Origin of the sequence: Nostoc sp., from assembly GCF_036917575.1 — a bacterium.
Classification (GTDB): Bacteria; Cyanobacteriota; Cyanobacteriia; order Cyanobacteriales; family Nostocaceae; genus Nostoc.
In genome coordinates this window covers 105,660-127,848 of sequence record NZ_JBALDC010000061.1, presented here as the reverse complement: position 1 = coordinate 127,848, position 22,189 = coordinate 105,660, and the positions used below count along the sequence as shown (strand labels likewise).

At 40.8% G+C, this 22,189-nt stretch carries 21 protein-coding genes, 1 tRNA gene and 1 pseudogene; 7 read left to right on the top strand and 16 right to left on the bottom strand.

The genetic code is table 11. The features are described from left to right. Positions 1-20 precede the first annotated feature (20 nt). From V7K79_RS18325 to V7K79_RS18310, 4 genes and pseudogenes are all read right to left on the bottom strand, one after another. A complete protein-coding gene (locus V7K79_RS18325) occupies positions 21-1,589 on the bottom strand; it encodes a metallophosphoesterase (RefSeq protein WP_335049419.1) in 1,569 nt (522 codons plus the stop codon). 326 nt (positions 1,590-1,915) lie between these two features. Further along, a complete protein-coding gene (locus tag V7K79_RS18320) occupies positions 1,916-2,341 on the bottom strand; it encodes a type II toxin-antitoxin system VapC family toxin (protein WP_335049418.1) in 426 nt (141 codons plus the stop codon). A gap of 7 nt (positions 2,342-2,348) precedes the next feature. Next, positions 2,349-2,564 carry a hypothetical protein gene (locus V7K79_RS18315; RefSeq protein ID WP_335049417.1) on the bottom strand — a complete coding sequence of 72 codons (216 nt, stop codon included), beginning with the start codon at positions 2,562-2,564 and terminating at the stop codon, positions 2,349-2,351. A 126-nt stretch (positions 2,565-2,690) separates the two neighbouring features. Beyond that, positions 2,691-2,883 (bottom strand): annotated as a pseudogene (locus V7K79_RS18310) (hypothetical protein); the annotation flags it as partial. Here V7K79_RS18310 and V7K79_RS18305 point away from each other — a divergent pair. Next, positions 2,852-3,055, top strand: coding sequence for a hypothetical protein (locus tag V7K79_RS18305; RefSeq protein WP_335049497.1), 204 nt, complete (start codon positions 2,852-2,854; stop codon positions 3,053-3,055). The pseudogene V7K79_RS18310 and the gene V7K79_RS18305 overlap by 32 nt on opposite strands. Before the next feature lie 68 nt (positions 3,056-3,123). Here the strand turns inward: V7K79_RS18305 and V7K79_RS18300 are convergent, their stop codons facing one another. Beyond that, a complete protein-coding gene (locus V7K79_RS18300) occupies positions 3,124-3,525 on the bottom strand; it encodes a hypothetical protein (RefSeq protein ID WP_335049416.1) in 402 nt (133 codons plus the stop codon). Between the two features lie 569 nt (positions 3,526-4,094). Between V7K79_RS18300 and V7K79_RS18295 the strand changes: the two genes are divergently transcribed. After that, a complete protein-coding gene (locus tag V7K79_RS18295) occupies positions 4,095-4,379 on the top strand; it encodes a DUF427 domain-containing protein (RefSeq protein ID WP_335049415.1) in 285 nt (94 codons plus the stop codon). Positions 4,380-4,492: 113 nt separating this feature from the next. Here the strand turns inward: V7K79_RS18295 and V7K79_RS18290 are convergent, their stop codons facing one another. From V7K79_RS18290 to V7K79_RS18280, 3 genes are read right to left on the bottom strand one after another with little or no spacing between them, the layout of a single operon-like run. Beyond that, positions 4,493-4,591, bottom strand: coding sequence for an LPXTG cell wall anchor domain-containing protein (locus V7K79_RS18290; RefSeq protein WP_335049414.1), 99 nt, complete (start codon positions 4,589-4,591; stop codon positions 4,493-4,495). 47 nt (positions 4,592-4,638) lie between these two features. Continuing rightward, positions 4,639-4,929: a hypothetical protein gene (locus tag V7K79_RS18285; RefSeq protein WP_335049413.1), complete on the bottom strand. Its 291-nt coding sequence runs from the start codon at positions 4,927-4,929 to the stop codon at positions 4,639-4,641. Positions 4,930-4,936: 7 nt separating this feature from the next. After that, positions 4,937-5,074: a hypothetical protein gene (locus V7K79_RS18280; RefSeq protein ID WP_335049412.1), complete on the bottom strand. Its 138-nt coding sequence runs from the start codon at positions 5,072-5,074 to the stop codon at positions 4,937-4,939. 289 nt (positions 5,075-5,363) lie between these two features. On the opposite strand from V7K79_RS18280, the gene V7K79_RS18275 reads away from it, so the two are divergent. Together V7K79_RS18275 and V7K79_RS18270 are read left to right on the top strand one after the other, a co-directional pair. Continuing rightward, positions 5,364-5,777, top strand: a complete 414-nt coding sequence (locus V7K79_RS18275; RefSeq protein ID WP_335049411.1) for a hypothetical protein — start codon at positions 5,364-5,366, stop codon at positions 5,775-5,777. Between the two features lie 136 nt (positions 5,778-5,913). Then, positions 5,914-7,290, top strand: a complete 1,377-nt coding sequence (locus tag V7K79_RS18270; protein WP_335049410.1) for a dihydrolipoyl dehydrogenase family protein — start codon at positions 5,914-5,916, stop codon at positions 7,288-7,290. Positions 7,291-7,636: 346 nt separating this feature from the next. On the opposite strand, the gene V7K79_RS18265 is transcribed toward V7K79_RS18270, so the two are convergent. From V7K79_RS18265 to V7K79_RS18240, 6 genes are all read right to left on the bottom strand, one after another. Then, positions 7,637-10,660, bottom strand: a complete 3,024-nt coding sequence (locus V7K79_RS18265; protein ID WP_335049409.1) for a hybrid sensor histidine kinase/response regulator — start codon at positions 10,658-10,660, stop codon at positions 7,637-7,639. A gap of 200 nt (positions 10,661-10,860) precedes the next feature. Further along, positions 10,861-13,689 (bottom strand): methyl-accepting chemotaxis protein, encoded by a 2,829-nt coding sequence (locus tag V7K79_RS18260; protein WP_335049408.1) that lies wholly within the window; start codon positions 13,687-13,689, stop codon positions 10,861-10,863. A 61-nt stretch (positions 13,690-13,750) separates the two neighbouring features. Beyond that, positions 13,751-14,248 (bottom strand): chemotaxis protein CheW, encoded by a 498-nt coding sequence (locus V7K79_RS18255; RefSeq protein ID WP_335049407.1) that lies wholly within the window; start codon positions 14,246-14,248, stop codon positions 13,751-13,753. A gap of 4 nt (positions 14,249-14,252) precedes the next feature. Then, positions 14,253-14,630 (bottom strand): response regulator, encoded by a 378-nt coding sequence (locus tag V7K79_RS18250; RefSeq protein WP_322713717.1) that lies wholly within the window; start codon positions 14,628-14,630, stop codon positions 14,253-14,255. Between the two features lie 52 nt (positions 14,631-14,682). Next, entirely contained in the window at positions 14,683-15,048 is a 366-nt protein-coding gene (locus V7K79_RS18245) for a four helix bundle protein (protein WP_335049406.1), read from the bottom strand. A gap of 52 nt (positions 15,049-15,100) precedes the next feature. After that, positions 15,101-16,168 (bottom strand): response regulator, encoded by a 1,068-nt coding sequence (locus V7K79_RS18240; RefSeq protein ID WP_335049405.1) that lies wholly within the window; start codon positions 16,166-16,168, stop codon positions 15,101-15,103. Between the two features lie 460 nt (positions 16,169-16,628). On the opposite strand from V7K79_RS18240, the gene V7K79_RS18235 reads away from it, so the two are divergent. Then, complete coding sequence (locus tag V7K79_RS18235) at positions 16,629-16,925, top strand: HAD family hydrolase (RefSeq protein WP_335049404.1); 297 nt, start codon at positions 16,629-16,631, stop codon at positions 16,923-16,925. Between the two features lie 835 nt (positions 16,926-17,760). Here V7K79_RS18235 and V7K79_RS18230 read toward each other — a convergent pair. Both V7K79_RS18230 and alr read right to left on the bottom strand, forming a co-directional pair. Next, positions 17,761-17,842: transfer RNA gene (locus V7K79_RS18230), tRNA-Leu, on the bottom strand. A gap of 239 nt (positions 17,843-18,081) precedes the next feature. Then, positions 18,082-19,269, bottom strand: coding sequence for an alanine racemase (gene alr / locus V7K79_RS18225; RefSeq protein ID WP_335049403.1), 1,188 nt, complete (start codon positions 19,267-19,269; stop codon positions 18,082-18,084). Positions 19,270-19,657: 388 nt separating this feature from the next. Here alr and V7K79_RS18220 point away from each other — a divergent pair, with 388 nt between their 5' ends. Both V7K79_RS18220 and V7K79_RS18215 read left to right on the top strand, forming a co-directional pair. Further along, complete coding sequence (locus V7K79_RS18220; RefSeq protein WP_335049402.1) at positions 19,658-20,155, top strand: HNH endonuclease; 498 nt, start codon at positions 19,658-19,660, stop codon at positions 20,153-20,155. Between the two features lie 666 nt (positions 20,156-20,821). Further along, positions 20,822-22,105: a DHH family phosphoesterase gene (locus V7K79_RS18215; protein ID WP_335049401.1), complete on the top strand. Its 1,284-nt coding sequence runs from the start codon at positions 20,822-20,824 to the stop codon at positions 22,103-22,105. Positions 22,106-22,189: the final 84 nt, after the last annotated feature.

Sequence of the window (22,189 nt, the reverse complement as noted above, 5' to 3'; positions counted from 1 at the left end):
TGCTATACTTCGCATCCCGTTTAGATAACAAAAGGTTCAAGTTCTGTGTTATGCCACTTTTGTTCAAGCCGTTCAGTAATCAACGGTCTAATGATAAACTTGGGCGGGCTACCATCTAGAACATCAATCCGCACACATGAATAAGGCAGTCGGTTCTGGAAATTGTAGTTATGGCGGCCAACAAATAACGTTGAATCCGCAACTTTCCGAGTTGATTTACCTGCAATCTCAGCAAAAGTTTCCATCAATTCAGTTCCTTCTCGCCTTTGATAACGGGGACGATGACCGCTACCACCAGAGATAATACAGTTAATGTGAGAGTCTGCAAATCCGGTATCACTTATGCAAAGATGCTCTAAACAGTGAGCATGACCATTTAAAATCAAATCGACTATAGGACGTTCTTTAATTAGAGAACCAAGAGTTTCTGCCACTTGTTCAAACACCCAGCGTAAGCGGTGGCGAACCGCCAAGGTTTGTGCCTGATTCCACTTGGTAGCTTCTGTGACGTAGGGGGGATGGTGGAAAAAGATTACACGTCCGCGCACTTGGGAGGTGTTCCAAGATTCAATTAGTCTGCTTCGCAACCATTCAAGTTGTTCAAAGTCGATCGCAGGCATTTGATGGGATGCTAGTTGTTTTTCAATGTCGATTTTGATTTCGTTGATTTGGTCTAATTTAGCATTAAGATCGTCGAGTTGTTCTGCTTCGGTGGGTTTATCTGGGTTGAGGCGATCGTATATTTTCAAAATCTGCAATTCTTCTCTATCTATTTCCTGGCGACGCTTTTGCAATTCCCGGCGGTAAATTTCCCCCTCTTGAGTTGCAGGTAAAGGTGAGGGTGTATTAAAGGTATTGGAATCCAGTGCAAAAAAGTCAATCCCGCCGTAACGAAAGGTGTAATAGCGATTTGGTAAACGGGTAAATTGTCCGGGTTCATAACGCAAACAGCGCCCTGTGTCAGTCTTTGCAGTGTAGTGCCGATCTAAATGACGTTCTAATTCTTGTGGAGACATCGCTTGAGTGTAGTCCATAAATGCCCGTGCATAAGCATTACCTTGATACGATCCATGCCAGCCAATCTCGATATCTTTGTAACGGAATAGGCGACGCAGTGACGATGTTGTGCCAGTAAATAAACGGTACATCAATGGCACATCATAGTAATCATGATTACCAAGTACTGGCAAGAACGGCAGATTAAACACCATGCGATCGTAAGGAATGTTTTTCGGGTTGTCACCACCAACGAGAAATTCCCGGTAAGGCTCAATAAAGTTTGTTGAATAATATTCTTGGGAACCCACCACATAGATAACATCGCCAGTATGCAACACAAAGCTGCAATCGTCGCGGTGAGTCAGCATCAGTTCGGCAACTTTTCGTTGGGGGTGGTGTCGAGAATGGGATCTAGTACCGGAATCACCGATAACCATAAAGGAAAATTCTGGATTATCCTGCCTGCGATCGTCAATAACTATACTGGTTTGGTCAATTCCCCGTTGCACAAAACTTGGATGCATCCACCGCACCCGTTCCTTCATCTTTTGAATTTTCACAGGAATCGGTGGATCAGAAATCAATTTCATGGCTAATAACTCTTGAATGCCTAACGCACACGCCGATTGTAACGAAATATTTAATTGTCATTTGTTATTAGTCATTAGTCATTAGTCATTTGTGAATAACCAATGTCCTTAATCAGTGCTGTTAGCGGAGGATAGCTATGGTTTAGCGCGTGCTGAGTGGGAATCTCACTTTTTTTACTGGCAACTCGGAACTGTTTTGCCCAATGCCCTTCAGGAGTGCTGAGTGCTGAATGGTAAATCTCACTTCTTTACTCAGCACTCGGAACTCGAAACGGGCTAAACGCCCCGCTTTCGCTAACGGAACTGTTTTGCTCAATGCCCAATCCTTAAGGTAAATTTTCTCGCAGTAATGCTCGAAAGCCTGCTTGTTGAAAATGCTCATCAGCAGTTAATGCTTCAGTGATGCCGCTATATTGCATAACAATAAAAGATACGCAATCGACAAATCCCCATTCTTTCTCTGTTCGTTCGCGATATAGCTGGAAAGCACATTCGTAGAGTTCCTGAGAAAGGGGGACAATTTCTACTTTGGAGTCTGCTACTAGAGAATTTAATAATATGATTGCCGCCTGACGATAAGGTTGTTGGGATAAGGCATTGCCAATTTCCAACATCACCGCCTGTGTTGTCACCAAACGAGTTTCTGCTGCTTGTAACATTTTAGCCAGATATAAGGCTCGGTCATGCAAGCGATCGCTCGGTGCAGATAAGGCAATAGCAAATGATGTATCAAGAAAGACTTCAGAATGCATGAAAAGTTTACTTGCTATACAAATATTTATCTATATTGGTAGACCAGTCAGATGGCCCTTCGAGATTGAGCGATCGCGCCGTTTGCAAAAATGATACCGTTTCATGTTCGCTGGGCGGTAAAATTTCAATACTAATTCGCACACGGGTATTGATTGGCAGTGCGAGCGGTTCAGCCGGATAGAACACTTTGCCATTAAACACAGCTGTGATTTTTTCTACCATTTTCCTTAAAAAGTTCTTCTAGTCTATCCTAAGCTGGTTGTAGTGATACGGATAGAGTAGACAACCCTACAAGTAGTGAAGATACGTATACTTGTCTTACAAATTATCTCGATTTTTCAAAATTGTCTAAACTACCAACTTCATACCCCACTGCCCATTTGTCAACCAAGAAGAGTTAGATTTTGCTACTTTCTCAATAACTTCTTGGTTTTAAACGGACTACTACTTCTGACTTCAGGGTGCGTAGAGCTACCATTGGCACGGGTAAGTAGCAAATTATATCTGCAATGTCGGTAGTAAGTTACCAGTGGCGATCGCTTTTGAATGTTGAGTATAAACTTAAGTCAACTCGATTTCCCTACAAAGCAAAATATAACAGTGCTATTAAAGCTCAAAAGCGGGGTAAATCCACCAATGCTGCAAACAAAGCCTTTAAAAAAGTCAGAAAAAAAAGACTGATTATTGTAGAGACGGCGATTCATCGCGTCTGAGAATTGGATGTAGAAGATACTAAAATTCTAGAGAGATGCAAAGATTGATTCCAGCACTCCTAAATTGTCTATTGTGAATCATTAATATCGCCAAAGGCTCTCATCTGTAACTCGACTGCGTTGACGTAACTTTGATCGTTCAAAATTTGCGCAGGTAACTTATTAGCCCTAATAGCCGCCTGAACCACATCTTTCGCAGTCAAATATCCGGTTTGATATTTGAATAACAAAGTGCCCCCACTAGGAATACCCTGGTTTTTTAAATAACCTTGATAAGCTAGAAAAGCAATATTGAAGGGTTGTAAATATTTAGTATCTGTGGAATTTTTCCGTAAAGTATTAGAGTTGATATTTGTATTTATTTGTCCACCACCACTGTTAGTATTAACTGTTTGAGCGCCAGCAATTCTAGGGATGAAAGCAATAGAAGTAATGATAAGTGCAGAATTGACCAAGTTTGTAAATTTCATAGAGTTATCTTCAACTTAATAAAGTGTAATTAGTATTCTCTAGTAATAGAGTTAACTGGTTTTTTATCTCAATTTTTTATGGAAAGCTTACCTGATGGGTTGATTTGTTATTTACCCAAACTGGTGAGTTAAATTTTCCCCAATTAGAAAAATGGGGAATTAGGAGAAAGTTTAGTAATAACTTCAAAGAGGCAAAGATATGCTAAATAGAATCCTTAGCTAACAGGTATCGTTAGAAGATGCATTAGCGTAGCTCGCCGCAGACATCGCCTATTCACATATCTAGAGATTTTTTGCTTAAGGCTATCAACCGAATTCCAACTTTGTTTTGGCTAATTAACTTTCCATACCAATATGCTAGAAAATCTTGATGATGGAAACAAATGCTTTTAATTTTCCAATTGATAAAAAAAAGTGATTGCAATTAATATCTAGAGGTAAATCCTCCAACTCATTACCTTTTCGTGACTTATGAACTATTTTGGCAGCGTCACAGGTTTTATAAATTCACTACAAATAAGCTCATAGTGTCAAAATGTTATATGTATAGTTTATTTACAAAGTCATTTATGCCGAAAGCAATTTGGAATGGAGCTGTTTTAGCCGAGAGTAATAATACTGTAGTTGTGGAAAACAACCATTACTTCCCTGCTGACACCATTAACAAGGAGTACTTCACAGACAGTAACACCCACACTACTTGTCCTTGGAAAGGTGTTGCTAGCTACTACAGTATCAATGTTGATGGGCAAGTCAATAAAGATGCTGCTTGGTATTATCCCAGCGCCAAGGAGAAAGCTAAGAATTTTGAAGGCTATGTCGCTTTCTGGAAGGGTGTAAAAGTCGAGGCTTAAGAAAGGTTCACTAGGGATTTTTGGAAGTCGTCACAAAATAATTAGCCCGCTCAGACTTCTGTGTGCGCAGGCTAATTATTTAAACTATTTAGCAGATTTATTTTAATACGTAATTATACCTTTGCTTTGCAAAATGCTGCTTGCTTTCTCTTTGCCAGCCAAGCCAGACTACCAGCAAGTATAGTACCAGCGATCGCATAAGCGTTTGCCACAAATGGATAAGCTCTGGTAACGAAACAACTTCATTGATAAGTTTTATTTAAGCGTTGTTAACGATCGCATAAGCGTTTGCCACAAATGGATAAGCATTAGTAACCAAACAGGTTGTGTTGGTAACGAACGCATAGGTTTTCGTTACTAAGGGAGTTGCATTCGTAACCAAACAGGTTGTGTTAGTAACGAACGCATAAGTTTTCGTTACTAAGGGAGTTGCATTCGTAACAAAACAGGTTGTGTTGGTAACGAACGAACAAGCTGTGGTAACGACAACAACTTTATTCCTAACGTCCGCTTCTGTGTTGGTAACAAATGAACAAGCTGTTATTACCACGGGAACGTCATTTTAACGTCGCAGCTGCAAAGCGATGCTTATTATCCTGTAGAATTTCCCCTAAGCTATCTGCTGCCTGCCAACGGGTGTCCTTATCCACAGTAGTTGATTGCAGCAGTTGCACTAAGGCGGCGACAGTTACCATAAATTCACTACAAATTGAATTGATATAGAAATTTCTTGGCTCAATACCTTTTCCAATTTTTCACAGAGAATATCACGAATACTACGCACAACCTGATAAGTTAAATTTTAACTCAAATAATTTGAGTGGTTTGACTAGAATCAGCGTTGAAGAATAAGAACACCTAATTAGAACACAAACAAACCCTCGAATGACTAATCAGACTTTCATTAATTTATTGAAGGAAGAATAATCTTATAAACATGATTATGACTAAAGATGGTATCCAAATCTACCAGAAGGGCTATTTATGTTCATCACATTGATTTCTGCATTTTTCCTTGGATTAGTTGCGGGACTACGAACTTTCACAGCTCCTGCTGCTTTATTTCTGGTACGTGGCGGCATTATAGGGATCATTCTGGCTGTACTAGCAGTGGCTGAGTTGATTGGCGATATGCTGCCGCAAATCCCGTCTCGTACCAGTCCCCCTGCCTTGATTGCTCGGATTGTCAGTGGTGGCATTGTGGGATGGCTAATCACCGGAGCAAACAGCAGTTTTGCACCCGTTGGAGCGCTCTTTGGTGTTGTGGGTGCACTAGTCGGTGCGTATGGGGGTCGGGCAGTGCGGATAGCCGCTATTGAAAAGATTGGTGCAGTTCCTGCTGCCCTTGCTGAGGATGTTGTAGCGATCGCTCTGGCTGCCTTTATTGTTACCCGTTAGATGTCACTAAGTGCGTAAGTCCTAAGTTACCTGGCATTTTAACTCAATCCAAACTCTACCTAAATGGGTGGAGAGTTTTTAACTTTGAGTATAAGAGTGTGATGAAAGCAAACTATCTCCAAGGAGTTTAGCACTGATGGAAACAGCAGATGTGATTGTGATCGGCAGTGGTCAAGGAGGCATTCCACTGGCGGCTGATTTTGCCAATGAGGGACGTAAGGTTGTCTTGTTTGAGCGGGATGCTTTAGGCGGCAGTTGTATCAACTATGGCTGCACTCCGTCCAAAGCGTTCTTAGCTGCGGCTCATGCAGCAGGACGGGCGCGCCAGGGCAAGAAGTTAGGCATCCACACGCAGATTGAAGTGGATTTTCCTGCTGTCATGGAGCGAGTTCGGGGAATCCGCAGCAGCTTTAATCAGGGAATTCACAAGCGATTGGAGAGTGCGGGTGTCAAAGTCATTTGTGCGGAAGCTTCTTTTGTGGGTGAACGGACGGTCAAAGGTGGGGATGTTACCGTTCAGGCTCCTCTGGTAATCATTAACACAGGCACGTCATCGCTGATTCCTGACATTCCCGGACTTGCAGGAACTCCCTACCTGACCAACCACAACTTTTTTGACTTGAACACCTTACCAGCCCGTTTATTGGTGATTGGAGGCGGCTATATAGGCTTGGAATTGGGACAAGGACTAGCGCGTTTGGGCAGTCAGACTGACTTAATTGTGCGGGGCGATCGCGTCCTTGATCGAGAAGAGGCTGATGTCAGCAAGGTCTTAGCAGAAGCCTTAGAACAGGATGGGATTAAGCTCCACTTCGGAGTCAATGTGAATCACGTCGCCCACGAAAGTAATGTCTTTAGCCTGACCCTGAGCAGTGGCGAACAACTCCAGGGAGAAGCGTTGCTGGTTGTGATTGGACGGAAACCTAATACAAGTCGATCAAATGTAGCCGCCAGTGGAATTGAGCTAGATGATCGAGGGTTTATCAAAATTGATCAGCAGTTCCATACTACCTGTTCTGGAGTTTATGCAATTGGGGATGCTGCCAAACAGCCTGCCTTTACGCACGTCTCCTGGGAAGACTATCGCCGCTTAAAAGCAATTTTGTGTGGCGAAAACCGGACACGGAGCGATCGCGTCCTTGGCTATGCAGTCTACACAGAACCCCAGGTGGGGCGAGTGGGTATGACGTTAGAACAAGCTCAAAAACAAGGCATCAACGCGCGTGCTGTCACATTACCCATGAGCCAAATTGCGCGTGCGATCGAGTGGGGGCATGACCTCGGATTCTATCGCATGGTGATCGACAGCGACACAGACAAAATCCTGGGAGCAACCCTAGTGGGGTACGAAACTGCTGAACTGGTGCATGTATTTTTATCCCTGATGGAAGCAGGAGCAACTTGGCAGTTATTAGAGCGATCGGTTCATATCCATCCCACCTATGGTGAAGCTTTACCCAGTCTGGCACGATTGCTGCTTGGAGATAACATGCCGGGGTGTCCGAATATGTGAAGGCAGGAGGCAGGGGGCAGGAGGCAGGAGGCAGGAGGTAAAAACATTACTCTTCCTGACATTCACGTTTGTAATTATGTCCTAACCTATATGACTACGGCTATAACTGATACCATTTCACGAAAAATCTGATACAGATGCAAACCCTGAAAGGTGTGCTGCATCTAAGTTTTTTAATTGCGAATTGCGAATTGCGAATTGTGAATTGGTATGACCGTATTGGGTTTTGTCTGTGTAGCCGCAACTTTTAGTCGCCAAGACTGGAAGTCAAAACAAGTGGTGCGTTAGCCTTTGGTGTAACGCACCCTACAAAAATATCTCAAACCTAATTATGAATTATCAATTTTTAATTAGAAGCTACCTTTTCTGCAACATTACGAATTATCTCCTCTAGCGTTTGGAGTAATTCTTGCTCGTTATAAGGTTTAGAAAAGTAAGCTCGTGCCCCCAATTGCATAGCTAGTTGCCGATGTTTATTGCTGCTACGAGAAGTCAGCATCGCCACAGGAATATTTTTTGTATCAACATCTGAATTTATCTTACCTAAAAAGCCATAACCATCAAGGCGAGGCATTTCAATATCGCAAATTACTGCCTCTACTTTCAATCCACTGTGGAGTTTTTCTAAGGCATCTTGACCATCTTTAGCTTGCTCTACTTGATACCCTCCTTTTTCAAGGGTTAAAGCTAAAAAGCGGCGGACGTTAATTGAATCATCTACAATTAAAATTGTACCTTTTTGCTTAATAGATGCTGCTGATATTTTGTTTTCATCAAAAATCAGAAACGGCGTTTTTAACCTTGCCGATGGTAATTGATTGCCTCTGGGAGTCCGCGGATTTGTAGCAATCCAATACAGCAACTCATTGACATTAACTAGTGGCACAACTCGACCATCACCGAGAATTGCGCAGTTGCTAAAACCTTCAGGTAAAGGTATATTTCCTTCAACTTGGCGAATTGCAACTTCTTGTTCGCCCCAGCAACGATCTATTTGGATTGCAACTGGCTGATTATTACCTTTGACTACTAACACGCTGTTAGTACTAATCGCTGCCGGAATTTCCAACTCTGGGCTATCGTAGCGTAGGCAATTAAACTCTAAATAACGAGTTAGGCGAATTAGTGGCAGCATGGTTCCTTGCCAATTTAAAACTTCGCTACCAGCCATCTCGAAAACTCGCTCGTTTTGGAGTAAAGATATTTCTGAAATGACATCTATAGAAAATGCTAATAGAATTTTGTTGATTTCTACCAGCAGAACTCGGGCAACAGAAAGTGTAAACGGCACTGATAAAGTGAAAGTAGTACCAACTCCTGGTTCTGTATCAACTTTCACATCTCCTCGAATCAGTTTGAGGTTGTTACGAACCACATCCATACCGACACCGCGACCAGATAATGCTGTGACTTGCTCAGAGGTGGTAAAACCTGGTTCAAAAATTAGCGATAACAGTTCTTCATCAGTAGCATTAGCAAGTAAAGAAACATCTAGTCCCATAGCTTGGGCGCGGGTACGAATTTTCTCTACAGAAATGCCCCAACCATCATCACGGATGGTGATGATAGTGCGATTACTGCGGTGAGTAGCTGTAATTTCAATCAATCCTTGTTCTGTTTTACCCAAAAGGCGACGCGTGGTAGAGTCTTCGATACCATGATCGAAAGCGTTCCTTAATAGGTGCATTAAAGGTTCATTTAAAGCTTCTAAAATGCTGCGTTCAATTAAAGTGTTACCACCTTCAATTTTTAACTGCACATTTTTCCCATACTCGACATTTAAATCGCGCAAAGCTCTGGGAAAACGTTCGATTAAATCAGACAGCGGCCGCATTCGGATGTGATTTAGTTTAGTTTGTAACTGTTTCGATGTTTTATTTAATTTCCGAGCAATATGGTCTGTATCATCTACACTGAGTTGCACATCTGTAGTAACTTCCTGTACCTGAACAATGGTTTCCATAACTTCCTGCGATCGCAGGTTGAATTCGTTATAGCGATCCATTTCTAAAGCATCAAATTCTGTATTTGTACCTTGTACTTGGTGGCTATTTCCAGCTTGTAGCTGCGCCCCATTAGACATGGTAGCTTGAGTGGAAATTTTGTCGGAGACTATACGTAATTCCTGGTTTTCGCGGTCGAGAACTTGGACTCGCTGATTGAGGTTACGAACGAGTTTGCGTAATCTTTCTAGTTGCGAGTTTAACCCATTGCGCTGAACAATAAGTTCCCCGAATAAATCATTAATTTGCTCTAGTTGTTTGCTGGGAACTCGGACGCTGTTTTCATGAATTTCTCGTTCTTTCCCAATGGCAGCTGGCTCTCCTTTGCCTTCGCTAAATTTAGCATCTGGAGGATTGTCTTCTCTAACAAATATTGTATTGTGCTCAGTGACATTGACAGCATTTACCTCATCGGCAAATTCTGCATCTATAAATGTAAAATTAGCTGCGATTGCTTCATCTTTAGTCCAAGTTTCTGGAGCGATCTCTGCTTGCCAAATTTGTGTTGACACCGCTTTTGTGTCGAGGACATCTGTAGGGAGAAGCTGTGGTATCACTTCTGCTGGTAATAGTGGCTGAGATTGCGTAGAACTATTTAAGTCAATTGCTGTAGGCAAATTATCTAACTGATTTGTCAGCACCAAAGCTTGCGATCGCCGCCATGCTTGCAATGCTAACTGAGCAATTTCGGGAATGCGATTGCTACTAGCAGTTTCCAAATGCTGCGTTACCGACTCACAAAGCTTGCTAAAAGCTGGTAACTGGAGCATTTCCCCTAAACCGCCTAATTCAGCTGCTAGGATCGCAATTTCTTCATACAATCCGGCTTGTTCGCTATCTGCCAATATAGATTCTAGACGCTGCAAACACTCTTCTACTTCTGTGGCAAATAGCAAAGGGATAACGTCTTGCCCGTCCTCTGGGGATAGTATGGTTGAAGCATCTTCTGGGGTGGGGTCGCCTAAGCGATCGTGCAACTCATCAAAAATTGGATAACAAAAAGTTGCTAACCATTGTTCTTCAACAGCATTCCCTTCTGCAAGCAATTCTACAATTTGACGCAGCCAGTCAACTCCAGATAGCAATAAACTTTGCAACTGAGTATCAATTTCTAAAGAGTTTTTTTTAGTTTTTAAAACTTTAAAGGAATCTTCCAGACGGTGAGATAAATCACTTAACGATTTAAATCCCATCATTGCCGCACCGCCTTTAATAGAATGAGTGGCCCGGAGTGCAGCATTGATTTTATCTAAATCGATGCGGTTACTAGTATCAATTTCTAGCAATACCGCTTCTAAGGTATTTAAGTAATCTGTAGCTTCTTCCAGAAACTGCATCTGGATTTCTAGTTCTTTGTTTTGTAGCATGGTTTTTGTCCTTAGTCATTGATCATTGGTCATTGGTCATTAGTCATTAGTCATTGGTCATTAGTATTAGTAAAAGGACATAGACGTACCAGCAGCTTCCCGCAGGGTAGGACAAAGGACAACAGACAAATAACAAAAGTCATTCATCATTGGTCAATAGTAAAGGACAAATGACAAATGACAAATGACAAATAACAAACTTAACTAACTTTGAAAGCCTCTACAGTCTCTTGCAACTGCTGGGAAATATCCACAGTCTGTTGTAAAGATTCGGAAACTTGGTGAGAAGAATCGCTGGTGCGTTGTGATATAGCAGCGATATCTTTCATCAATTGGCTAACACTTTGCGATGTTTCAACCTGAGATGCTGTTGCAGTAGAAATCGATTGCACTAAAGAGTCAATTTGACACGATACATCTAAAATTTCATTCAGACTTTGTTTAGCCTCCTCCACAATTCGAGTACCTTCTACCACTTGGCTAGTACCTATTTCCATTGCTTGCACCACTTCACTGGTTTCTCGTTGGATATTTTCAACAATTTGCTCAATTTCTTGGGTTGCTGCGGCACTCCTAACTGCTAGTTCGCCGACTTCTTCAGCCACTACAGCAAAACCTTGACCTTCTTCACCTGCACGTGCTGCTTCAATACCGGCATTGATCGCTAATAAATTGGTTTGAATCGCGATTTGGTTAATCAAGGATACCACGCGAGAAATTTGTTGCGAAGACTCTCCCAAACGTTTCACTTTTTTAGCAGTTTCACCCACAGTTTCCCGCAAGGAGAGGATATTTTGTACTGTCAAATCCATCGCGTGTCCGCTATTGGTGGCGGTGTGAGCAGCATGGTTAGCAATGAAGGCAGCTTTTTCGGCACTTTCGGCTACAGCTTTCATTGATTGGGTCATTTGGTCAACAGCATCAAGGGTGTGGTTGATTTCGGCAGCTTGGGTGAGTGCTTCCTCTGCTAAGTGGCGGATGGCTCCTTCGTTAGAGCCAATGGCACTATTTACATGGATAGCAGCTTGTTTAACTTGGGTAACAATATCCCGGAGGCTTTCGACAATGGAGTTGAAAAAGTCGGCAACTGTACCGATTTCTCCAGAGGTTACGTCTGCACGTACTGTCAAATCGCCTCTAGCTGCACCTTCTACCTCGTTGAGTAGTTGTAAAAGTTGTTGTTGCAGTATTTCGTTTTCTTGCCGTTTTTCGTCTGAACCGATTACAGCAACATTTCTGACTTTTTCTATCTCTTCTAATAACTTGGCTTGTTCTAAGGCATAGCCGACTTGAGTTGCTATCTGTTGAAACAAGTCAATTTCCGGCTGTTGCCAAACCCGAGGAGTTTCGCAATGATGAGCTATTAATAAGCCTAAAAGTTTTTCTTGGGCAAGAATTGGTACGATTAAATGACCTTTGACAGCAAATTTTTCCAACAGTTGGATGTAACCGTAGGCGTTTTTCAGACTTTGGTCTTGATGAATATTGGCAATTGCTTCCACCTGTTCATTGCGATCGCTTTCTAGATAATGTTTCCGGAAATAGAAGTCATCAATTTGCACTCCCAGCATTTTTGGCCAATTACCAGTTACCGATTCTGCAACGACAACGCCAGGCAAAGTACCTGAATTCAGACTATAAATGATTACCCGATCTGTTTTTAGGATTCGCTGAACTTCCTTGACTGTTGCATCATAAATATCTTCAGTTTTGAGAATTTTCCGAATTCGTAGGGTAATATCTGTTAATAGTTTTGCTCCTTCAACGTCCAGTTCTTGTTGCTGTTCTTTTACTAAGACTTGCAATTGTTCAGCCATCAGGTTGATATTTGCACTCAATACCCCTAATTCGTCTTCTGTTTCAATTTCCAGACGGGTATCAAATTTACCTTGACCTAACTTTGCTAATGCCGCAGTTGCATTGAGAATTGGCTGTGTAGTGATTTTAGCTAACCGAGATGCGATCGCACCCACAATCAATGCCGTGAGTGCTGTACCGATGGCTATAGTCCACAATAATTGTCTTTGCGGTTCAAATACAGTTGCTGTGTCTGTGGATAAAAGTACCTGCCAGTTTAAATCTGGTAAGCCATTTATAGTACTAGCTGGTACATAGCTAACTAGTTCTTGTTTTTTGTAAGTTTTGGGAACTTCTATAAAACTATCTACCTTTTTGGCTGCTAACAGTTTAGGTAAATTAGAATACTCTCCCTTGATCTGTTTCCCTAATAATTTCTTTTGAGGACTTAAGAAAACTGTTCCGGAAGCATCGAGCAGATAGTATTGTTGTCCGTTGGCTGCGTAGTTTTTGATCACTTCCTCTAAAGATTTTCCGGGCATACGTGCTTGTACCACGCCAATAGTTTGGCCCGTCCTTGTCTCTTTCACAGGTGCGGCTAAATAAATATTTACAACACCAGTATTTTTTGCTACTTCCGGTTTGCTGATGACAGGAGTATCTTTTTGTAAAGCATCTTGAAAATAGGTACGGTCTTTTTGATTTTCCAGGGGTTCACCTGTGGACTGGACAATCAAATTACCTTGGCGATCAAAAACAGCAATACTGTCATAAGCTTTGTAGACTTCGATAACACGATCTAAAACTGCTTGCTTTTCCTCAGTACTAATACTAACTTGAGAATTTGTCAAAAATGGCAAGCTTGATATTACTTGAATATCAGCGTAACGTCCCAGCATAAAGCGGTTAACTTTATCGCTCAAGTCAGTGGCTTGAGCTTGTTGAGATTGGGTAATTTGCTTAGTAATGGATTTGTTGGCAAAACCAAAAGCGATCGCACCGATGCCCAAAACTGGTATTGTACCGATTGCGATCGCTAAAATAGTCGCTTTCTTAACCAATCCTAGCCTTGTAAAATAGGTAATACCCTGATTGAAAGAAGAATTATTAGCAGTTTCAGTAGTTAGCTTAGTTGGTAGCTTTACTACAGTCCCAATGGCTTTTTGGGATGAAATCAGTGATGCTCGATTTTGAACGCTATTACCTTGATTCGTATTGGTTTTATTAAACATAAAACTAGCTCTCCTAAGTATATGAATAAGAACACTAAAAATCTTTTTTTAGTAGTAAACCCTAATCACTGCGGAGAATAGAAGACTGCACAATCGCCTGTGCATCTAATACCAGTAAGATTTCTTTTTGTTGCACAACGCACCCACATAAATAGGGAACTAAACTGGATGCTACTTGTCCAATAGGAGAATGAATATCATCAACTATGAACTTAGTTGTACCTTTTATTTCTTGTACAACTAAGCCCAACACTAATGATTCCACTTGAATAATGATTACATTGTACTGGCGCAGTCGATAATCTAGGGATTCTAAATTGAGCATTCTTGGTAAATCAACTACCCAAATTATCCGACTCCGCCAATTCATTAATCCTAATATGCAGGACGGCATATTGGGTATTGACGTGATAGATTCAATAGGCACAATAATTGCTTCTTGCGTATGCCTCATTGATAAAACAGCAGTAGTTTGTTGATTCAACTGAAACTTGAGATAACCATCTGCTAAATTATTTTGAATTGGTTTTGAAGAAAGAGTAATGTTTGTACTAGTCATTGATTTAAATTACCATTGATTTAATAGTACGTAGTAGATGTTCGCGGGTGTAAGGTTTAGTTATATAAGCATCTGCACCTTGTCTCATTGCCCACAAACGGTCAATTTCTTGGTTTTTGGAACTACAAACTACAATCGGCACTTTTGCAGTAATCGGATTTCTTCTTAAAGAACGACATAATTCAAATCCACTCATTTCTGGCATTACTACATCAGTAACGATCGCATCTGGTTTTTCTAACACAGCTTTTTCTAAACCTTCTTTTGCACCACTTGCTTTAATTACGTTGTAACCACTTTCTTTGAGATAATGGCTCATTAATTCCAATTCGCTGGGAGAATCTTCTACAATCAAAATTGTGCCAAGCAAAGTCAGGCTCACTATCAAATCTCCTAAAAAAATAAATTAAACATATTAGCTTTCTAATTAGAACTCAGGAGTCAGAATTCAGAATGGAATTAGCATAGCTTGTTAGTAGTTTACTAACTTCCTCTATTTGGAGTTTTAATCCTGAAATATCACCATACTCCAAGTCATTTGAAAGAATTAGATAATAACGGCATTCTTCCAAAGAACCTTGTGCAATATTTAAAAAACGCACTTTATCTGCTAAACCTTTTTTCTTAAATCCTTCTGCTATATTTGCTGGTATAGAAATTGCTGACCGTCTAAATTGAGAGGTAAGCCCATATATTTCTGATTTAGGAAATTGAGCAGTAAATGGGTACACTAATAAAATAAATTGATGTACTTTCTGCCAAACTATTAAATCTTGAAACGTCTTCGCTGGCTGTCTCATTTATTTTAACTCCTGAATTCTGACTCCTGAATTCTGAATTCTGACTCCTAAATCATCCAAGATGCTTAAAAACCATTTTTAGCAATTCTGATTGTGTAAAAGGTTTGGTCAAATATCCTGACGATCTGACCATTTTGGCCTTTGCCCTGTCGATAAATCCTGTTCTACCAGTCACCATAACAATCGGTGTATTTTTAAAAGCTGAATGTTTCCGCAATAAAGAACATAGTTCATAACCATCTAAACTTGGCATTTCAACATCTAGTAAAATCAGATCGGGCTTACTCCGGAGAATTTGCATTAAAGCTTTTACCGGATCATTGATCATTACAACTGAAAATGTGTTTTCATCCAAAAAGTGCTTAATGGAGTTCAAAACAGTTTGGCTATCATCAATACAGGCAATTGTATATAGTTTTTTGCCAACAGGTAACTGAGTAGTTTTATTATTTTCAGAAATATCAAAATTGATTGGTATTGGCAATTTTTGCCCAACTTTTATTTGTAGCTGTGGCTGAACTTGAGAAGATTGTGTTGTCGAAAAAACTTGGGAACTCCCACCAGCCGGAATTGATGACTGAATATTTTGCCGATTTCGTAACTGCTTTTGACAGTGTTCAACAAGTAACCGTAAATCCAGGCGACAGAACTTTGGTAATTCATCCAAAGAGCTTTCTGGACTGAATTCATAGCTACCTTCTTTTAAACACAAAAATGATTCCATTACTTCTTTTGCTAATTCGTCTATCAGGTTTCCTGCTTGTACAGAGGTAATATAGTCCTGATTTACTAACCAACAAATAGCTTGGTAATCCGCATTTGGTATTGATTGATGTTCATTCTTCGTCTCAAACATCAGCCGCATCTGTACACGAGTGGCGCTGTTGAGAGTAGGAATTTGCTGACTCAAGCGCCGTAAGTGACTGTCAAGGCGCTCAAATAGTTTATCTGAATAGGAGGCATAAGTAAGTTTACCGTCCTCTAGATAGATTGACCAAGAAACTATCCCGGTAAATACGTTTATGCAACCCGTAGCACGCCGACTAGTTAATTGTGCTAACAGAGATAGCGGATGTAGTTTCTGGAACAACCTGTAGCTACCTATAGGAGTTGTGCTCATTTTGCTTTTACTCAGCTAAATTCGATAGGTTTAAGCTAAATTCGTGTAAAGTTATTCCACAATTAAAATTAAGTAAAAAATTAAACTTTTGTATTTAAAAATACATTAGCTTATATCTAGGTTTGTGGTCAAACTCAACGAGAGTAGCGTTATTTTCAGATGAGCAAATCTTAATAAGTTCGTAAATTGTGATTAATATACTTAGTGTTACTGAGATTTATCAACATCTTTCGAGAAATAAGACATAAAAATGTCAAGACTAGATGAAGCCACTTTCCATTGAGTAACCCCCATCTGACCACAGGAATAATACTGATTTTGTTGATGGTAATATATTTGAACTTCTGTATTTACACTTAAGTAAAATCTAGTTTTTAAACAAACAAGAACTATATGAAGCTACTTTTCATTAAATAACCTTGTTTTGACTACAGGGATAATACTGATTTTTTTGATAAAAATGAAACATTACGATGATAAACTAGCAACTGATAATCATGTAAATAAAAATACTTTAGCTGCACCCTCACGTCTGCGAAGTTCTGGTTACAAACTCATCTTGGTGACAGATAGACAGCTAGATGAATTGCTGCAAGTTTTTCTAGAAGTAGATTTATTTGATTATGTAGTAGCAGAAAACGGCGCTTTGCTATACTCACCAGCTACCCATCAGAAGAAACTATTAGGTTCGCAGCCATCAGCAGAATTGATTAATGCATTGTGCGATCGCCTGCAATTGGGGGAGAATCGTCGGTAAAGAGGAAAACTCGATCGAATCTGGCTTTTTATTGAAACCAAGTTGCCATGACAGAAGCATCTTGCTTGGCAAAGTTTAGCGATCGCAGATTTTCATAATGATTAATCCCAACAACAATCGCCCAATTCCTACCCATATTCAGCTACCAATTATTTCCGCTTGAATTTAATGGTAAATTTTCAACACATCCTAAATAGTGCGCCAAAGCGCCAACTACTACCTCAGTTTTAGATGTGCCACTCTGTTAAGCGTAGTTGTTGAGCTTTTCTAGAAGATAGGGGGGGAATTCTGACGACAATTTGAGGTTTGGTTATGGCAGACAATTATTTTTTAGTTCTAGACTAGAAACTGCATGACAGTGTATTACTATTATTCAGTATTAACACGTAAACTTGCAATAGAAAAGAACAAATTAGTCAATACCAACGCATAAATGGCTAAAAATTGGGCGATCGCACAGCAAATCAGATTATTTTTGCGTTCTGTCCAAACTACAACCACTACACCGTTACCGAGGAAATTGGATAGAATTAGAAACTGAGTTAGACAAGTTGCTCAGTCTTTAATTGAAACTGTAAAATCACAATTACAGCAACTAGAAAACTGGCGGGATAAGGAATCTACAAAAGCCACAATTAAGAGTTTTATTTATAATTACTTGTACAGCGAAAACACAGGTTTATCTATAGATGCCTATAATGATAGTGATGTAGACAACCCAAGTAATATAATATTCCTCCGTATTTATCAGCAGTATAAAAGCGCTAATAAACATCCTTATGTATCCTAAACATAAATGAGCCTATTGACTCATCCAGTTTTCGACAATTACAAGTGCGGATGAAAGGACTTGAACCTTCACTCCTTTCGGAACTAGAACCTAAATCTAGCGCGTCTGCCAATTCCGCCACATCCGCATCAGTTTACAATATTACCATAAAAAATTATTTTTGGGAATAGGGAATAGGAAGTGGACAATAGCAAAGCAGAGCAAAAGTTGCAGTAAGTCTTCTTCCAATGACGGCAGTTGCTTCTCCCTTGGCGCTAGCCTCTCCCTTTGGGAGAAGGGGAGACGCTCTTGCTAGCTTGCTTCCCCAGAGGGGTACAAGTCGGGAAACCGCAAGGGCGCACTGCCTCCCCCATGCCCCATGCCCAATCACATAACCGCAATACGAGGCAGACGATGCTTGAATCCACAGAGAATTTCCCAAGAAATAGTGTTTAATTGTTTTGCCCAATCGTCTGCTGAAATTTGTTCTTTTCCCTGTTCCCCTAGCAAGGTGACTACTTCCCCTTCTTGGATATTGGGTATGGCACTCACATCCAGCATCAACTGATCCATTGTAATTGTCCCGATTTGCGACACCCGTTGACCGCGAATTAATGCCTGCATTTTGTTGGAAAGACTGCGAGGAACACCGTCAGCATAGCCAATTCCCACGACGGCGAGGCGAAGTTCGCGCGGGGCAATAAACTGATAGCCATAGCTAACAGCCGTTCCTGCGGCAATTGTTTTGACTTGGGTAACTCGTGCCTTCAGTTCCAAAACAGGCTTGAGATTGATCGCATTTTGTAAATGTGATGCTGGATATAATCCGTAAACAGCTAAACCTACACGTACTATGTCGTAGTGCAGTGCTGGATTTGTGAGTGCAGCAGCTGAGTTTGCCAAGTGCAAACAGGGTACTTGAATTCCCATTGCTTTGATTTGAGCGATCGCTTCCTCAAATCGTTTATGCTGTTCTTCCATTGCCGTGGTATCAAGCTCGTCTGCTGTCGCCAAATGAGAATAAATACTAGCAATGTCAAGATGTGGTAATCGCTGCACTAATTGCACAAATTCGCCAGCTTGCTGCCAATTAGTTCCCAACCTAGACATTCCCGTGTCTAATTTAATGTGTACAGGTACTGGAGAATCATGATTCATCGATTCTAAAGTATCAGAAAATACTAAAGCTTGTTTAGGGCTACAGAGTGTGGGCTGAAGTTTCCATTGGGCGATCGCATGAATCTGCTCTAGTGTATGAGTTGCCCCTAAAATCAAAATGGGCGCTTGAATCCCGCCTTCTCGCAACTGAATAGCTTCTGGAACTGTAGCCACTCCCAGCCAACTAGCTCCCGATTGGATGGCAATTTGAGCGACTGTTACTGCTCCATGTCCATAGGCATCAGCTTTTACTACTGCCATCAACTGGGTACGCGGTGATAAAAACTGCACCAATTGCTTTACATTGTACGACAACGCCTCTAAATCAATTTCAACCCAGGCTCGTTGCGAAAACCAAGCGTAGGTGTCGCACTGCTGATTAGGAACTACACCAGGGATTTGTTTGCGACTTAACATTTGTACTGACTCCTATCCCGCCACGGCTAAACTTTCAAGTTATCTATCTATACACGCTCCTAAAAGCGAGATCAGATTAAATAGGAAGTTTAACCTTCAGATTGGAACCGATACAAGATGTTGCGCCGCTAAAGTAAAAGTTAAGAGTTATAAGTGAGAAGTTATAAGTGAGAAATAAATCTTACAGATCAACTTTTTACTTTGTTCTTTTCTAGGAGACGCTGCGCGATTGCGTTATTCTACGTAAATTTATGTTAAGATATCAGATTTTACTTTTTAGTTTATAACTTAATTTCCAAATTCTCTCCCAAGTATAATTTCTTCTCATCTCCCTAGCAGGGTGTATTTGTGTTAATATATTGTAAAACTCATACCCTGAGCGCAAATAATGGGGAAGGTTTTAGTCTTAAACGCCTCTTACGAACCTCTCAATATAACGAGTTGGCGTCGTGCTGTAGTCCTTTTAATCAAGGGCAAAGCAGAACGCGTGGAACACAACGGTAAATTTCTGTACACGGATTTCCCGTTGCCGACCGTGATTCGGTTGCGTCATTATGTACGCGTTCCATATAAAGAAATCCCTCTAACTCGCCGAAATATATTGCACCGTGATGGTCATGCCTGTCAATACTGTAGTTACACAGGGGATGAGTTGACGCTAGACCATGTAATACCGCGATCGCGCGGTGGGGGCGATAGTTGGGAGAATATTGTTACCGCTTGTGTCCGTTGCAATGTCAAAAAAGGCAGTCGGACTCCCCATGAAGCTCACATGCCTTTACGTCATCCCCCACGCCAACCTTATAGTAGTCTTTATTTCGAGGTCAGCAAACATCTTAAGAGTGGACTACACACAGAGTGGCAAAAGTATGTTATAGGTCTTTGAGCAAAAAATTAGAAGAGCAAAGGCAAAACAAGAGATACCCTCTTTCTTTAAGACATAGCCAATAACTTTTAGTAGTTATGGAGTGTTAAACAATTGGTGGCTATATGGCTTGCAAGGAAGGCAATTGCATCAACATATCAAGCTGTAAAATTTGTTGTATGTATATAGAGTTTCTCCTTTGCTCTTTATCCCCACTGTCTTTTGCCTTTTATATTGGACTTTACTCTAAATTATCAGAATTTTCAAAGGGGATATGAAACACGCGTTGTTCATCAAAAATAATTGTTAATTGCTCAATAGTCACAAGAATGAGAATACTAAGCATAAAAATATTTCAAAGATCAAAGACTAATCCTAAAGTATAAGATAGAAGGTAGACCCTAAGTTAGAGAAAAATCACCTCGGTTCAATTTACGAAAGATAAAAAAACTCCTAAAACATATTTATGCCGCCACATACAGCCCGATATTCTAAACTTCCTAACTGTATGCCCTTTAGTAGAAGTTAGTTAATTGTTAAGCGCTATTACTGACAAGAAATATACTTAGATGTATAGTGCAATGTCTTGAGATTTTTGCGAAGATCATAATAATGTGGCTAAATTCAGTGAATTGCTGCTTGTAGTATTTCTGAATTAAAGGAGCCTCACACTTTAAAAAGTCCCCTATGTACTTTAATTCTCCCGTTACTCAGCTTGAGAGTTTGTCATTAACCACAGAGCCAAACCCAGAGGAACCTGAAATCGAGAAAGCGCCAGTGGAAGTTGCATATAAAAGTCCGTCATTACCGCCATCGGTAAGTGATGGGGCCATATATCTTAGTCAGCGTAGTAATTCTCTGGCACAACAAAAGTCAGAAGAACTACAAAAAACCCTTTTGGCACACCGACACGATCGCCAACTGGTTATTCTGCAAGATTTTCCTGACCCAGATGCCCTTTCCTGTGCCTGGGCTTACCAGTTAATTGCCCAGCAATATGATATTAAGTGTGAAATCATTTATGCTGGGGCATTGAGCCATCAAGAAAATATTGCCTTGGTAAGGCTGACTAATTTACCTATCCAACGCTGGACAACACAAACCTTGAAAACAAAAGATTTGTCATCTTATCAAGGTTTTGTATTAATTGATAACCAGGGAACCACTTCACAACTGCTGTCAGCGGTGCAGCAGGCTGGAATTCCTTTAGTGGTACTCGTTGACCATCACAGTATCCAAGGCGATCTGCAATCAGAGTTTGAGGATATTCGTCCTTATGTAAGAGCGACGGCAACAATTTTTACTCAATACCTTCAAACGGGATTATTGGGATTAGATAGTAGTATAAATCAACACGTCAAATGTGCTACTGCCTTGATGCATGGGTTGCGCTCCGATACAAACCGTCTCATGCAAGCGCAAGAAGAAGATTTTATGGCAGCGGCGTATTTAAGCCGATTTTATGACGCTCAGCTGCTGAATGCCATTTTACAGGCGAACCGTTCCAAGCGGGTAATGGATGTGATCGAGCGATCGCTAAAAAATCGCATCGTCCAAAATAACTTTTCCATTGCTGGTGTTGGTTACTTACGCTATGAAGACCGTGACGCCATCCCCCAAGCGGCTGATTTTATCGTTACCGAAGAAAACGTTCACACTGCCGTAGTTTACGGTATTGTTCACGATGAAGACGAAGAATTAGAAATAGTTATTGGCTCCCTGAGAACCACCAAACTTACCCTTGACCCTGATGAATTCATCAAAGAAGCTTTTGGACAAGATAGCACAGGGCGCTTTTTCGGCGGTGGAAGAACAAGCGCAGGTGGCTTTGAAATTCCGATGGGCTTCTTATCTGGCAGCAACGAAAATTCCGCTTATGCGAAAATGAAATGGGAAGTATTCGACGCTCAAATTAAGCAAAAACTGCTGAGGTTAGTTAATCCCAGAGACAACCCGATTCAGTCGGAGTAAAAAAAGATCGAGGAGATGGGGAGAACTCCTAACTTATGCAGCAGTCAAAGTGTTTAGTCAGATAGCGTCCCTAAGTCATTCGCA